At 72.5% G+C, this 13,769-nt stretch carries 11 protein-coding genes; 8 read left to right on the forward strand and 3 right to left on the reverse strand.

All coding sequences use genetic code 11. The features are described 5' to 3' along the window. The first annotated feature begins 27 nt into the window (after positions 1-27). Both ACFYUS_RS23715 and ACFYUS_RS23720 read left to right on the forward strand, forming a co-directional pair. Positions 28-768 carry a sensor histidine kinase gene (locus ACFYUS_RS23715; protein WP_388855429.1) on the forward strand — a complete coding sequence of 247 codons (741 nt, stop codon included), beginning with the start codon at positions 28-30 and terminating at the stop codon, positions 766-768. A gap of 256 nt (positions 769-1,024) precedes the next feature. Further along, on the forward strand, positions 1,025-1,207 hold the full coding sequence (locus ACFYUS_RS23720) for a hypothetical protein (RefSeq protein WP_388855432.1): 183 nt from the start codon (positions 1,025-1,027) through the stop codon (positions 1,205-1,207). Between the two features lie 38 nt (positions 1,208-1,245). Here ACFYUS_RS23720 and ACFYUS_RS23725 read toward each other — a convergent pair whose 3' ends face one another. The 3 genes from ACFYUS_RS23725 to ACFYUS_RS23735 all read right to left on the reverse strand — a co-directional run bounded on the left by ACFYUS_RS23725 (position 1,246) and on the right by ACFYUS_RS23735 (position 5,237). Then, positions 1,246-1,464 (reverse strand): hypothetical protein, encoded by a 219-nt coding sequence (locus ACFYUS_RS23725; RefSeq protein WP_388855434.1) that lies wholly within the window; start codon positions 1,462-1,464, stop codon positions 1,246-1,248. A 313-nt stretch (positions 1,465-1,777) separates the two neighbouring features. Next, positions 1,778-2,008 (reverse strand): hypothetical protein, encoded by a 231-nt coding sequence (locus tag ACFYUS_RS23730; RefSeq protein WP_388855437.1) that lies wholly within the window; start codon positions 2,006-2,008, stop codon positions 1,778-1,780. 211 nt (positions 2,009-2,219) lie between these two features. Beyond that, positions 2,220-5,237: a BTAD domain-containing putative transcriptional regulator gene (locus ACFYUS_RS23735; RefSeq protein WP_388855440.1), complete on the reverse strand. Its 3,018-nt coding sequence runs from the start codon at positions 5,235-5,237 to the stop codon at positions 2,220-2,222. Between the two features lie 267 nt (positions 5,238-5,504). On the opposite strand from ACFYUS_RS23735, the gene ACFYUS_RS23740 reads away from it, so the two are divergent. From ACFYUS_RS23740 to ACFYUS_RS23765, 6 genes are all read left to right on the forward strand, one after another. Next, entirely contained in the window at positions 5,505-6,722 is a 1,218-nt protein-coding gene (locus ACFYUS_RS23740; protein ID WP_388855443.1) for an amidohydrolase family protein, read from the forward strand. Positions 6,723-7,303: 581 nt separating this feature from the next. Continuing rightward, positions 7,304-8,221, forward strand: a complete 918-nt coding sequence (locus tag ACFYUS_RS23745; RefSeq protein ID WP_388855446.1) for a TIGR03619 family F420-dependent LLM class oxidoreductase — start codon at positions 7,304-7,306, stop codon at positions 8,219-8,221. Between the two features lie 17 nt (positions 8,222-8,238). Continuing rightward, a complete protein-coding gene (locus tag ACFYUS_RS23750; protein WP_388855449.1) occupies positions 8,239-9,000 on the forward strand; it encodes an SDR family NAD(P)-dependent oxidoreductase in 762 nt (253 codons plus the stop codon). A 99-nt stretch (positions 9,001-9,099) separates the two neighbouring features. Then, complete coding sequence (locus ACFYUS_RS23755) at positions 9,100-10,224, forward strand: LLM class flavin-dependent oxidoreductase (RefSeq protein WP_388855452.1); 1,125 nt, start codon at positions 9,100-9,102, stop codon at positions 10,222-10,224. Between the two features lie 120 nt (positions 10,225-10,344). Beyond that, positions 10,345-12,072, forward strand: a complete 1,728-nt coding sequence (locus tag ACFYUS_RS23760) for an amidohydrolase family protein (protein ID WP_388855455.1) — start codon at positions 10,345-10,347, stop codon at positions 12,070-12,072. After that, the gene (locus tag ACFYUS_RS23765; protein ID WP_388855459.1) at positions 12,069-13,526 is read left to right on the forward strand and encodes an aldehyde dehydrogenase family protein; all 1,458 of its coding nucleotides are present in this window, start codon (positions 12,069-12,071) and stop codon (positions 13,524-13,526) included. The genes ACFYUS_RS23760 and ACFYUS_RS23765 overlap by 4 nt, the downstream gene beginning before the upstream one ends. The last annotated feature ends 243 nt before the right edge of the window (positions 13,527-13,769 follow it).

Below are 13,769 nucleotides of genomic sequence, written 5' to 3' on the forward strand. Positions count from 1 at the left end.
GGGTCCCGGTCCCGGCCGACGGGCGACGTGATCGCCCGTCTCGCCGAGACCACGAACGACACCCTCGACCGCCTGGAACAGTCCTCGGCCCGTCAACAGCAGTTCGTCGCGGACGCGGCCCACGAACTCCGCAGCCCCCTCGCCGCGTTGCGCGCCCAACTGGAGACGTCCCTGCGCCACCCGGAGACCGTCACCGACTGGCCGTCCACCGTACGGGAGGCCACCGCCGACGTCGTACGCCTCCAGGCGCTCGCCGACGACCTCCTGCTCCTCGCCAGCCACCGCGCCACCGCCCCCGCCGGGTACCCGGTCGACCTGGCCGCCCTCGCGGAGGACCTGGTCCGCGAACACCAGCGCCTCCCGGACGCGACACACCTCGCCCTGTGCTGCGAGGCCCCGGCCCCGGCCGTCGTCCACGGCAACGCGACCCGCCTGGAACGCCTGTTGCGCAACCTCCTGACGAACGCGTGCCGCCACGCGAAGTCGAAGATCGAGGTCGAGGTCGAGGTCGGGACCGACGGCTCCACGGTCACGCTCACGGTGACGGACGACGGCCCGGGCGTTCCCCTGAAGGACCGCGCCCGCGTCTTCGACCGCTTCACCCGCCTCGACGCCTCCCGCACCCGCGCCTCGGGCGGGGCGGGCCTGGGCCTCCCCATCGCCCGCGACATCGCCACCCACCACGGGGGCACGCTGACGGTGGAGGACTCGGCGCGGGGCGCGCGCCTGGTGGCGCGCTTCCCGGCGGACGCCCGTCCGTCCGGATGACGCACGGCGAATCCACCGCCTCACCCCCCGGCCCTGCGGATACGCTCCGAGACCCGCGGGGACTCCGGCGTGGACGGCAAGGAGCCGCGCGGGGAGGACGACGGCAAGTACGACGACCCGCTGAACCGGGCCCACCGAGTCTGGTCCCTCGGCATGTGCCACAAGCCGGACACCTGGGCCTCCGTGATGGGGACGAAGGCCCCCCGACAACCCGCCGACGAAGCCCGCGCAGCGCGACGAGTACGTACCGGCAGCCATGAGCCGCCTCGCCTGCGTCACCGTCGAGGAGGCCGTCGGCTGCACCCGTGACACCGCCTGCGGCGACGGCTGCACCCGCTATGCCGAACAGGAGTCCGACTCGGCTCTGGCCCGCTGGACCACCTGCGTCTCCCGCGGCGCGGTCGCCCCACCGGCGGAGGGCCGCACGGAGGGCGCGTGAGTACGGACCGGGGGCGAGCCGTCCCGTCCGGTCACCGATCAGGTGGCGTGGAGGTTGTCGGTCGAGTCGCTCGTGGCGTGGATGTTGCCTGTCGAGTCGCTGGTGGCGTGGATGTTGCCGGTCGAGTCGCTGGTGGCGTGGATGTTGCCGGTCGGATCGCTCGTGGCGTGCGCATTGGCCAGTGCGGGAGACGCGGTGCCGGCGGCGACGGCGGCGGCGAGGAGGGCGCCGGCCAGGAAACGCTTGCTGCGGGTCATGTTCGACTTCCCGTAGAGGTGTGGAGATCCGAAAGGGCTCGATCTTCCCCTGTTGTCGAATATCGGTGCGAAATGGAGCCTGTTACTTCGTCAGGTCGGCGCCGGCGCCACAACCAGAGGAGGGCCGGGCAGTTGCCCGGCCCTCCTCTCGGTGGTCCGATCGCGTTGCGCACGGGCCCTGCCCGGACGGATCCCCCCTGGTTCCGTCGGGCGTCCCCCGAGTCCGTGTGCTCCCCCGTCGACCGGACCTCCCTGGTCGGCCCCGGCAGCTCCCCCGAAGTCGCCGCCGCGGCCGTTCCCCGTCGGGAGTGGTCTACTTGGCCGGCTCCGTGGTGGCGTGCATGTTGTCCGTGGTGGCCGTGCCGCCGCTGCCGTCGATGGGCTCCGTGGTGGCGTGCATGTTGCCGCTGATGCCGAGCTTCTCGGCCACCGCGTCGGTGAGCGGAGCGTCCGTCGCGTGCATGTTCATGCCGACGATCTCTTCCCCGGTGGCGTGCATGTTCGTCGGCTTGGCGATGGGCGTGGTCGGGTCCAGGTCGGCCATGGTGATCAACTCCCGTGATGACTTCGGATGGGGCGAGTGGGCCCTGCCGGCCGTTCCCCCGTGGACAGCCGGGGGGCCCACTCGGAGCCGTTCACCCTAGTGCGACGGTGTGACGGCCGTACCACCGACCCGTCTGCCCCCCGACGCGGCGGATCGATGAGAGAAGACTGCCGCACTGCCATAAACGAACGATGAACGCGCAGTTCAGCGGTCAGGCCGCGGCGGTCTCCAGCAGCAGGGTGCGGACCTCGGATTCCTCCGGTGAACCCAGTTCCACGAAGATGTCGAGGGCTTCCCGCCAGCAGACCCGTGCCCGCCCGTGCTGCCCTATGCCGGACAGCCCGCGTCCCAGCACGACGAGGACCTGTCCGCGGCGCCACTCGCCGCCCACTCCCCGGAGGATGATCAGGGCCGTTTCGGAGTTCGACGCGGCTTGGGCGTACCGGCAGGCGGCGATGTCCACCTCGGCGATCCTGAAGAGCGACATGCCCTCCCAGAGGCGCTGCCTGCTGTCCTGGAACACTTCGAGGGCCTCGGTGAGCCGGGCCGTGGCCTCGTCCAGCCGGCCGCTCTGGGTCAGTGCGAGTCCCAGTGCGTAGCGACCGTTGGCGCCCTTGAGGGCGTGGCCCATGGCGTCGTACATGTCGGTTCCCCGCTGGGCCAGTTCGACCGCGATGTCGGTCTGCCCCATGGCCAGGTGGATCCGGGAGAGGTTGCACAGGGCGCTGGCCTCGCCGGCCGCGTCGTCGCAGGCGCGGAAGGCTGCCGTCGCCTGGGCGAGGAAGCGTTCTCCGTCGGTGTTGCGCCCCTGGTAGAGGGCCATGATGCCCAGGGCGTTGGCCGCCCAGCACAGCGGAAGGTCATCGCCCGTCGCGGAGGCGAGGTCCATCGACTTGTGGGCGTGGCCGTCGGCCTCGTCGAAGCGGCCCGCCACGTGCTGGACGTACGCCAGCGTCAGCGCCGCCCGCCCCTCCGCCCGTACGTCGGCCGCCGCGTGCGCCGCCTCCCGCAGCACCGTGGCCACCGCCTCGTACTCGCGGGAGTTCGCGCCCGACTCCGCCAGGTCGAGGGCCGCCCACAGCAGGTCCACCCCCCGTCGCAGGGTCGTCGGGGTCGAGGCGGACTGGCGGACCGCGGCCAGGAGGCAGTTGGCCTCCGCGTAGAGCCAGTCCTGGGCCTCGTGGCGGTCCGTGAAGGTGAGGCCGTCGTAGGAGGTGGGTTCCAGGTGGTCGACGAGGCGGTCGCCGGGGCGCTCGATCGCGTAGACGCGCGCGGCCGTCGAGAGGTAGAAGTCCAGGAGGCGGGAGAGGGCGGCTTCCTTCTCGGACGGGGGCTGTTCGTCGCGGTCGGCGCATGCACGCGCGTAGAGGCGGACGAGGTCGTGGTAGCGGTAGCGGCCGGGGGCGGCGGACTCCAGGAGGGACGTGTCGACCAGGGCCTCCAGGAGGTCCTCGGTGTCCCAGAGGGGGAGGTCCAGGAGCGCGGCCGCCGCCACGAGGGAGATGTCCGGGCCGTCGGCGAGGCCGAGGAGGCGGAAGGCGCGCGCCTGGGCCGGTTCCAGCTGGCCGTAGCCGAGTTCGAAGGTGGCCTTGACCGCGAGGTCGCCCGCCTGGAGTTCGTCCAGGCGTCGCCGCTCGTCCGCCAGCTTCGCCGCCAGGACCGAGACCGTCCAGGTGCGGCGGGCCGCCAGGCGGGAGGCCGCGATGCGGATCGCCAGGGGGAGGAAGCCGCAGGCGGCCACCACGTCGAGGGCCGCTTCCCGTTCGGCGCCCACCCGCTCCTCGCCCACGATGCGGGTGAAGAGCTGGAGGGCCTCCTCGGGGGACATGACGTCCAGGTCGACCAGGTGCGCGCCCGCCAGGTCGACCATGCGGATGCGGCTCGTGACCAGGGCCGCGCAGCCCGCCGTGCCGGGGAGGAGGGGGCGGATCTGGGCGGCGTCGCGGGCGTTGTCCAGGAGGACCAGGACCCGGCGGCCGTCGAGGGTCGAGCGGTACAGGGCCGCGCGCTCGTCGAGCGAGTCCGGGATGGCGGAGTCCGCGGTGCCGAGGGCGCGGAGGAAGGAGCCGAGGACGGTCTCGGGGGCGGCGGCGCGGTTGCCTGCGCCCTGGAGGTCGACGTACAGCTGGCCGTCGGGGAAGTGCGGCCGCGCCTCGTGGGCGACGTGCACGGCGAGCGTCGTCTTGCCGACGCCGCCGATGCCCGCGAGCGCGGAGACCGCCATGACGTGGCCCTCGGCGGTGGCGAGCCGGGCGCCCAGTTCGCGTACGAAGGAGATGCGGCCCGTGAAGTCGGGGACCGTCGCCGGGAGCTGGGCCGGGCGTGCGATGGGCGCCGCCGTGGGGGACGGTTCCTCGACCGGGCGGGCGAGTTCGGCGTCGGCCTGGAGGATGCGCTGCTGGAGGCGGGAGAGTTCGGGGGTCGGGTCGACGCCGAGCTCGTCCGCGAGGAGCCGGCGGGTGTCCGCGTAGACCGCGAGCGCCTCCGCCTGCCGGCCGCTGCGGTAGAGGGCGAGCATGAGGAGTTCGCGCAGGCGCTCCCGCAGGGGGTGCGCCGCCGTCAGCGCGGTCAGTTCGGAGACGGCCTCCGCGTGCGCGCCGACCTCCAGGTCGATGTCGAGGCGGGTCTCCAGGAGGGTGAGGCGCCATTCCTCCAGGCGGGCCCGCTGCGTCTCGGCGTACGGGCCGGGTACGGACGCCAGCACCTCGCCGTCCCACAGGTCCAGCGCCTCGGCGAGCCGCTCCCGGGCGGCCGTCCGGTCCCCGGCGGCGCGGAGCTTGTCCGCCTCGGCGGCCAGCTCCTGGGCCTCGGTCACGTCGAGCGCGGTGGTGCGGATCGCGTAGCCGCCGGACTCGCTGACCAGGACGTTCGGGTCGAGGGCCTTGCGGAGCCGGGAGGCGTACGTGCGGACCGCGGCGAGCGCCTGCGAGGGCGGTTCCTCGCCCCAGAGCGCGTCGATCAGTTCGTGCGCCGTGGCGGTGCGGCCGCCGCGCAGGAGCAGCGCGGCGAGCAGGGCGCGCTGCTGCGGGGAGCCGGTGGGGACGGCCTCCCCGTCGCGCCAGGCGCGGACGGGGCCGAGCACGCCGAAGCGGAGCCCGCCGCCGGAGGCGTTCGAACCGGTTCCAGCACGTACGTCGGCCTCCGGGCCCGTGCCGGTTCCGGCGCGCACGTCGGCCTCCGTGCCCGTACCGGTGTCCGTCGCTTCGCCCACCGGAGTCGTCGGGCTCATCCTCGGAGACCGCTGCGCCGGAACTCGCGGCCCGTTCTCACGGTCCATCGCTCCCCCTGCTCCTACCGCTACCGCTGGTTTCGCCCTGGACAGTCTGCCTTGTCCGGAGGGGGTCCGTCAGCATGGGGTCGGCCGTTGTGAAGCCGTTGTACGGCCGCAACCCGGCCGTCTCCCGGCCCGCGGCCCCGCCGTCTCCCCGGCCGCAACCCGGGCCGTTCTGCCTCCCACTAGCTGACGGACCGTCAGATCGACGCTACCGTGAAAGCCATGGAGACCTTCCCGAAGATCATCTCGGTGGACGACCACACCGTGGAGCCCCCGCACGTCTGGCAGGACCGGCTCCCGTCCCGGTACCGCGACACCGGACCCCGGATCGTCCGCGCCCCCCTCAAGGAAATGACCTTCCTCGGCGGCAGGTTCGCCCCGGTCATGGGCGCCCAGGGGGACGAAGGGCCGATCGGCGACTGGTGGGTGTACGAGGATCTGCACAGACCCCTCACACGCCTCGACACCGCCGTCGGCTACGACCGGGACGAGATACGCCTCGAAGTCATCACGTACGAGCAGATGCGGCCCGGCTCGTACGACGTCGCCGCCCGGCTCGCCGACATGGACGTCAACCACGTCCAGTCCGCGCTCTGCTTCCCCACCTTCCCCCGCTTCTGCGGCCAGACCTTCACCGAGGCCTCCGACCGCGAACTCGGACTCCTCTGCGTCCGCGCCTACAACGACTGGATGGTCGAGGAGTGGTGCGGGCCCGAGGCGCGCGGCCGGCTCATCCCGCTCACCCTCATCCCGCTCTGGGACCCGGAGCTCGCCGCCGCCGAGGTCCGCCGCAACGCCGCGCGCGGGGTGCGGGCCGTCGCCTTCTCCGAGATCCCGCCGCACCTCGGGCTCCCCTCGGTCCACACGGACCACTGGGACCCCTTCTTCCGCGCCTGCGACGAGACCGGCACGGTCATCGCCATGCACATCGGCTCGTCCAGCCGGATGCCGTCCACCTCGGCCGACGCCCCGCCGGCCGTCGGCTCCACCATCACCTTCGCGAACTGCTGCTTCTCGATGGTCGACTGGCTGATGAGCGGCAAGTTCGAGCGCTTCCCGAACCTGCGGATCATGTACGCGGAGGGGCAGATCGGCTGGATCCCGTACATCCTGGAGCGCGCGGACGTCGTCTGGGAGGAGAACCGGGCCTGGGGCGGTGTCGCCGACAAGGTCACCCGGCCGCCGTCGGAGCTCTTCGCGGGCCACGTCTTCGGCTGCTTCTTCGACGACGCCTTCGGGCTGCGCAACCTCGACGCGATCGGGGCGGCGAACGTCCTCTACGAGACCGACTACCCGCACTCGGACTCCACCTGGCCCAAGTCGAAGGAGGTCGGCGAGGCGCAGATGGGGCACCTGCCCGGGGACGTCGTCGAGCGGATCGTCCGCGGCAACGCGATCGAGCTCCTGGGGCTGACCCCGGAGGGCCTCTGGAGGCCGTGACGGGCACCCCGGGGCTCCGCCGGGCCATCGGACGTCGCGCACGCGGTGCTCGCCCAGGTCGGGTGCGTGCCGGGCGAGCGTGCGGTGGTCCGCGTCGTCGTGGAGGACGGCCGGCCCGTGGTGGGCCGCGGTGGCCGCGATGATCAGGTCGACGGCCGAGGCGCTTCCGTGCTCCCCGGCCTTCGCCGTCCGGCGCCGTACGGAGCCGATCCGGCGTCCCGCGTTCTTGGGTACCGCCGCGTCGGGGGAGAGGCCGGCGAACGTCTCGGCGATCTCGTCGTACTCGCGGCCGTCGCGCGCTGTACGGGAACTCGGCGCGCTGCGGGGTGCGGGACGTGATCGCCCCGGCGTCGATCGCCCCGTACCGGGCCGACCGGAGGCCGGGATCGCCGAGCGGCCGGACCGGGCCGGACGTGCCGAGGAGATGGATCACCGACCGTCCTTCTCGGCCCGGTGCCGGCGCTCGGCGCCCCCGATCGCCCCCCTCCCGCACGACGCCCCCCTTGCCTGATGCCCCGTCAGGTACCAGCATGGCCCTCGTCCGCTCATACCTGACGGCACGTCAGATCGAAGGGGTCCCCATGGTGGTCTACGGGATGCAGCTGCCGGTCCAGTCGCAGAGCACCCTCTACGCCGAGGCCTGGGAGGCGGCCGCGGGGCCGGCGGATCTGCTCGCCGTCGCGCGCGCCGCGGACGCCCACGGCTTCGACTACCTCGCGAGCTGCGACCACGTCGCCATCCCGCGCAGGCTCGCCGGGCCGATGTCCACGGTCTGGTACGACCCGGTGGCGACGCTCTCCTTCCTCGCCGCCGCCACCGAGCGGGTCCGGCTGCTCGCGCACGTCGCCGTCGTGGGGCTGCGGCATCCGCTGGTGACGGCCAAGGCGTACGCGACGCTCGACCACCTCTCGGGCGGCCGGCTGGTCCTCGGGGTCGGAGCCGGGCACGTGCAGGAGGAGTTCGAGGTGCTCGGGGTGGACTTCGCGCGCCGGGGCGCCGTGCTCGACGAGACGCTCGACGCGCTGCGGGCGGCCCTCGGGCCCGAGGAGTACCCGGAGCACCTGGGGGAGCGGTTCGCGTTCAAGGACCTCGGGCAGCTGCCCCGGCCCGCGCAGGAGCGGGTCCCGCTCTGGGTGGGCGGCTCCTCGCCGGCCGCCGTGCGCCGGGCCGCGCTCAAGGGGGACGGCTGGCTGCCGCAGGGCGATCCGCGCGACAGGCTCGCCGAGCAGATCCGGACGCTGCTGCGGCTGCGTGCCGAGGCGGGGATCGCCGAGCCGATCACGGTCGGCGCGATCACCGAGGCGCTGTACGTCGGCGCGCCCGGCTGGGAGGTCGGCCGGCGCACCCTGAGCGGCCGGCCGGAGGAGCTCGCGGCCTCCCTGCGCGCGTACGGGGAGATGGGCGTGCACCAGATCCAGGTCCGGTTCCGGTCCCGGAGCCGTACCGAACTCATCGACCAGATGGCGGCCTTCGGCACGGAGGTCGCCCCCCACCTCTGAGGGACAAGGAGTCGGACATGGGCAAGCTCGACGGGCGGGTCGTCCTCGTCACCGGCGCGGCGCGCGGGCAGGGCGAGCAGGAGGCCCGGCTGTTCGCCGCCGAGGGCGCGAAGGTGGTCCTCGGGGACGTCCTGGACGAGGCGGGGGAGGCGCTGGCCGAGGAGCTGGGGGAGGAGCGGGCCGCGTACGTCCACCTGGACGTGACGAGCGAGGGCGAGTGGGCGGCGGCCGTGGCGGCGGCCAAGGAGCGCTTCGGGAAGATCGACGGACTCGTCAACAACGCGGGCGTCCTCCGCTTCAACGAGCTCGTCTCGACCCCGCTCGACGAGTTCCGGGCGATCGTCTCCGTCAACCAGACCGGCTGCTTCCTGGGCATCCGCACGGTCGCGCCCGAGATCGCGGCGGCCGGCGGCGGGACGATCGTCAACACCGCCTCGTACACCGGGATCACCGGCATGGCCGGGGTCGGCGCCTACGCGGCGAGCAAGCACGCCGTCCTCGGGCTGACCCGGGTCGCCGCCCTGGAGCTGGCCGGGAAGGGCATCCGGGTCAACGCGGTCTGCCCCGGGGCGATCGACACCGCGATGAGCAATCCGGAGGGCGTGGACCCGGCGGCCACCGCCGAGCTGTACCGCAAGCTCGTGCCCCTCGGCCGGATCGGACGGCCGGAGGAGGTGGCGGCCCTCGCGCTCTTCCTGACCGGGGAGGAGTCGGCGTACATCACGGGCCAGCCGTTCGTGATCGACGGCGGCTGGCTGGCGGGCGTGAGCCTCTTCTGACGTCTCGTCAGGTATTGACGCACCCATCGCGCGGTGCGAGAGTCGGGCACATCAAGGAATCTGACGGATCGTCAGAAACGATGAGGACGGTGAACCCCCTTGGAATTCGGGATCTTCGTACAGGGATACGTCGGCAAGCGCGCCGAGACCGATCCCGAAGCCGAGCACAAGGCCCTCATGGAGGAGACCGAGTACGTCATCCAGGCGGACCGGTCCGGCTTCAAGTACGCCTGGGCCTCCGAGCACCACTTCCTGGAGGAGTACTCGCACCTCTCCGCCAACGACGTCTACCTCGGCTACCTCGCCCACGCCACCGACCGGATCCACCTCGGCTCGGGCATCTTCAACCCCCTCGCCCCCGTCAACCACCCGGTGAAGGTCGCCGAGAAGGTCGCCATGCTCGACCACCTCTCCGGCGGACGCTTCGAGTTCGGCTCCGGGCGCGGGGCGGGCTCCCACGAGATCCTCGGGTTCATGCCGGGCATCACCGACATGAACCACACGAAGGAGATCTGGGAGGAGACCATCGCCGAGTTCCCCAAGATGTGGCTCCAGGACGAGTACGTGGGCTTCCAGGGCAAGCACTGGTCGCTGCCGCCCCGCAAGATCCTCCCCAAGCCGTACGGGAAGTCCCACCCCGCCATGTGGTACGCGGCCGGCTCCCCCTCCTCGTACGCCATGGCCGGGAAGATGGGCCTCGGCGTCCTCGGCTTCAGCGTCCAGAAGGTCTCCGACATGGAGTGGGTCGTCGAGTCCTACAAGAACGCGATCAAGGAGGCCAGGGCGGTCGGCGACTTCGTCAACGACAACGTCATGGTGACCTCGACCGCGATCTGCGCCGAGACCCACGAGAAGGCCGTCGAGATCGCGGTCGGCGGAGGCCTCAACTACCTCCAGTCCCTCCTCTTCCGCTACCACGACACCTTCCCGCGGCCCGAGGGCATCCCCGAGTGGCCCGAACTCCTCCCCGAGTACTCGGCGGAGATCATCGAACTCCTCATCCAGGAGGAGCTGATGATCTGCGGCGACCCGTCCGAGGTCCTCGCCCAGTGCAAGCGCTGGGAGCAGGCCGGCGCCGACCAGCTGTCCTTCGGACTGCCGATCGGGATCTCCTACGAGGACACGATGAACTCGATCAAGCTGATCGGCGAGCACGTGATCCCGAAGATCGACACGGACCCGGTCCACCGCACGACGCGCTTCCGGCAGGCGGCGGGGAACTGACCCCACGCACGAGCGCGGGGCGGCGTCTTCCCGGACCGCCGCCCCGTACCGGCCCCGGCCGGGGCCCCGCGGCGGCCCCGGTCCGGGGCACACCCGTGTGCAGAGAGGGAAGGGATCGTCATGCTCGACCACCTGATCAAGGGCGCCACCGTCGTGGACGGCACCGGCGCTCCCGCCCGCGTCGCCGACATCGGCATACGCGACGGGCGGATCGTCCTCGCGGAGCCCGGCGCGACGGCCCGCACCACCGAGGACGCCACCGGCCTCGTCCTGGCGCCCGGCTTCGTCGACCCGCACACCCACTACGACGCCCAGCTCTTCTGGGACCCCTACGCCACCCCCTCCATGAACCACGGCGTCACCACCGTCGCCGGCGGCAACTGCGGCTTCACCCTCGCGCCCCTCCACCCGGACCGCCCCGAGGACGCCGACTACACGCGCCGCATGATGTCGAAGGTCGAGGGCATGGCCCTCAAGGCCCTGGAGGAGGGCGTCGACTGGAGCTGGTCCTCCTTCGCCGAGTACCTGGACGCCCTCGACGGCCGGATCGCCGTCAACGCCGGCTTCATGGTCGGCCACTGCGCCCTGCGCCGGTACGTGATGGGCGCGGACGCCGTCGGCGGGCAGCCCACGCAGGAGCAGCTCGCGCAGATGGTGGCCCTCCTCAAGGAGGCCATGGACGCCGGCGCCTGGGGGCTCTCCACCACCCAGTCCTCCACCCACTCCGACGGCGACGGCGCCCCCGTCGCCTCCCGGCACGCGGGACCCGCCGAGCTCATCGCCCTGTCCAGGGCCGTCGGCGAGCACGAGGGGACGCAGATCGAGGCCATCCTCGCCGGCTGCCTCGACCAGTTCTCCGACGACGAGATCGAGCTGTTCGTCGAGATGACGGCCGCCGCCGGGCGGCCCCTCAACTGGAACGTCCTCACCATCGACGCCGCCGTCCCCGAGCGCGTCCCCCGCCAGCTCACCGCCTCCGAGCGGGCCCGCAAGTCCGGCGGCCGGATCGTCGCCCTCACCATGCCGATCCTCACCCCCATGAACATGTCCCTGGGGACCTTCTGCGCCCTCAACCTCATCCCCGGCTGGGGCGAGGTCCTCTCCCTCCCCGTCCCCGAGCGGATCGCGAAGCTCCGCGACCCGGACGTACGGGCCGAGATGCTGCGCCGCGCCGACTCCAGGGAGGCCGGGGTCTTCCGGCGGCTCGCGCACTTCGCCCGGTACGTCATCGGGGACACGTACAGCCGCGAGAACGAGGGCCTCACCGGCCGGGTCGTCGGCGACATCGCCGCCGAGCGCGGCCAGGACCCCTTCCAGGCCCTCGTCGAGATCTGCGCCAACGACGACCTGAAGACCGTGCTGTGGCCGATGCCCAGCGACAACGACCCGGCCTCCTGGGCCCTGCGCGCCGAGACCTGGCAGCACGAGGACGTCCTGCTCGGCGGCTCCGACGCAGGCGCGCACCTGGACCGGATGTGCGGCGCCCCGTACACCACACGCTTCCTCGGCGACTGCCTGCGCGGCCGGAAGCTGGTGCCCCTGGAGCGGGCCGTGCAGATGCTGAGCGACGACCCGGCCCGCCTCTTCGGGCTCCGGGAGCGCGGCCGGATCGCGGAGGGCTTCCACGCCGACCTGGTCCTCTTCGACCCGGAGCGGATCGACGCGGGCCCGGCGACCCTCGTGCACGACCTGCCGGGGGACAGCCCGCGCCTCGACTCGCGCGCGGTGGGGATCGTGTCGGTGCGGGTCAACGGCGTGGAGACGGTACGGGACGACGAGGTGACCGGCGCGGTACCGGGGAAGGTGCTGCGTTCGGGCCAGGACACGAGGACGGTGAGCACGCGATGACCCGGTTCGAGCGCCTCTACATAGGGGGAGAGTGGGTCGAGCCCGACGGCGGCCACTACGAGGTGATCGACCCGGCCTCGGAGGAGGTCGTCGGCCTCGCGCCCGAGGCCTCCCGGGCCCAGGTGTACGAGGCGGCCGCCGCCGCCCGCGAGGCCTTCGCGACCTGGTCCCGTACGAGACCGGAGGAGCGGGCGGCGATCCTCGACCGGGCGGCGGACCTGATGGCCCGCGACGCCGAGGAGAACGTCCTGCTCGCCCGGGCCGAGACCGGCGCCACCACCGGCACCGCGCGCGGGATGCAGGTCGCGGTGGGCTCCTCCCGCTTCCGGCGGTACGCGCGCGGGGCCATGGAGCCGGTCGAGCAGGCGCTGCCCCCGCAGATCAACGAGGCCGGCCCGATGGGCAGGGCCGGGGTGTTCGGCGCGGTGGCGGTACGGCGCCCGGTCGGCGTCGTCACCTGCATCACCTCGTACAACAACCCCTGGGCCAACCCGGCCGGCAAGATCGCCCCGGCGCTCGCCATGGGCAACACGGTCGTGGTGAAGCCCGCCCCGCAGGACCCGCTCTCCGTGTACGCGATGACCCGCGCCCTGGAGGAGGCCGGCGTCCCGGCGGGCGTCGTGAACGTCGTCACCGGCTCCGCCCAGGCCGTCGGCGAGGCGGCCGTCGACTCCCCGGACGTCGACATGGTCTCCTTCACCGGCTCCACGGCCGTCGGCCAGGCGATCGGCGAGGTCTGCGGCCGCTCGCTCAAGCGCCAGCTGATGGAACTGGGCGGGAAGGGCGCCGCGCTCGTCTTCGACGACGCCGACCTGGACTCGGCCGTGATGGGCATCGGGACGACCTTCGCCTTCTACAGCGGACAGATCTGCACCGCCCCGACCCGGGTCCTCGCCCAGCGCGGGATCTACGAGCGGCTGATCGAGAAGCTCACCGGCTACCTCGCCTTCATGAAGGTGGGGGACCCGGCGGAGAAGGGCACGGTCGTCGGCCCGGTCATCTCGGCGGCCCACCGCGACCGGGTGGAGTCGTACATCGAGCTGGGGCGGAAGGAAGGGGCCCGGATCGTCGCGGGCGGCGAGCGCCCGGACTTCGCCAAGGGCTTCTACGTGGCCCCGACGCTGCTCGCCGACTGCACCAACGAGATGCGGGTGGTCCGGGAGGAGATCTTCGGCCCGGTCGTCGTGGTCGTCCCCTTCGACGACGAGGAGGAGGGCATCGCGCTCGCGAACGACAGCGACTACGGACTGATCGACTACGTGTGGTCCGGCGACGTCGCCCGCGCCTTCCGCGTCGCGGCCCGGCTGCGGGCCGGCGGGGTCGGCGTGAACACGATCGGCCGGAACATGGAGGCGCCGTTCGGCGGCTTCAAGAAGAGCGGTGTCGGACGGGACGTGGGCTCGTACGCGCTGCACGCGTACAGCGAGCTCCAGGCGGTCGTCTGGCCGGGGTGACGGCCCCGGACGGCCGGGGTGAGAAGCGTCTCCAAAGTTTCACGGGAAATTTTTGAAACGGACATTTGGGGCACGACTGCGGTTCCCGCATATCGGACACCCCCTGGCGGACCTGTCGGTTGAGCGGTCCGCCAGGGTGGTCGATCTTTCAATCATCGGCGGGTGCCCGATTCGACCCGCGCAATGCAAGGCGATGATCGATCAAATGAGCGGAGTCTCATCTTCCGGATGTGGAAACCGCAG

Source organism: Streptomyces sp. NPDC004284, assembly GCF_042874035.1.
Taxonomy (GTDB): Bacteria; Actinomycetota; Actinomycetes; order Streptomycetales; family Streptomycetaceae; genus Streptomyces.

Bases quoted from the DNA above. Each gene is read 5' to 3' on its own strand.
- ACFYUS_RS23720 (WP_388855432.1), top strand. From the start codon at position 1,025: ATGAGCCGCCTCGCCTGCGTCACCGTCGAGGAGGCCGTCGGCTGCACC.
- ACFYUS_RS23725 (WP_388855434.1), bottom strand. From the start codon at position 1,464: ATGACCCGCAGCAAGCGTTTCCTGGCCGGCGCCCTCCTCGCCGCCGCC.
- ACFYUS_RS23730 (WP_388855437.1), bottom strand. From the start codon at position 2,008: ATGGCCGACCTGGACCCGACCACGCCCATCGCCAAGCCGACGAACATG.
- ACFYUS_RS23735 (WP_388855440.1), bottom strand. From the start codon at position 5,237: ATGAGCCCGACGACTCCGGTGGGCGAAGCGACGGACACCGGTACGGGC.
- ACFYUS_RS23740 (WP_388855443.1), top strand. From the start codon at position 5,505: ATGGAGACCTTCCCGAAGATCATCTCGGTGGACGACCACACCGTGGAG.
- ACFYUS_RS23745 (WP_388855446.1), top strand. From the start codon at position 7,304: ATGGTGGTCTACGGGATGCAGCTGCCGGTCCAGTCGCAGAGCACCCTC.
- ACFYUS_RS23750 (WP_388855449.1), top strand. From the start codon at position 8,239: ATGGGCAAGCTCGACGGGCGGGTCGTCCTCGTCACCGGCGCGGCGCGC.
- ACFYUS_RS23760 (WP_388855455.1), top strand. From the start codon at position 10,345: ATGCTCGACCACCTGATCAAGGGCGCCACCGTCGTGGACGGCACCGGC.
- ACFYUS_RS23765 (WP_388855459.1), top strand. From the start codon at position 12,069: ATGACCCGGTTCGAGCGCCTCTACATAGGGGGAGAGTGGGTCGAGCCC.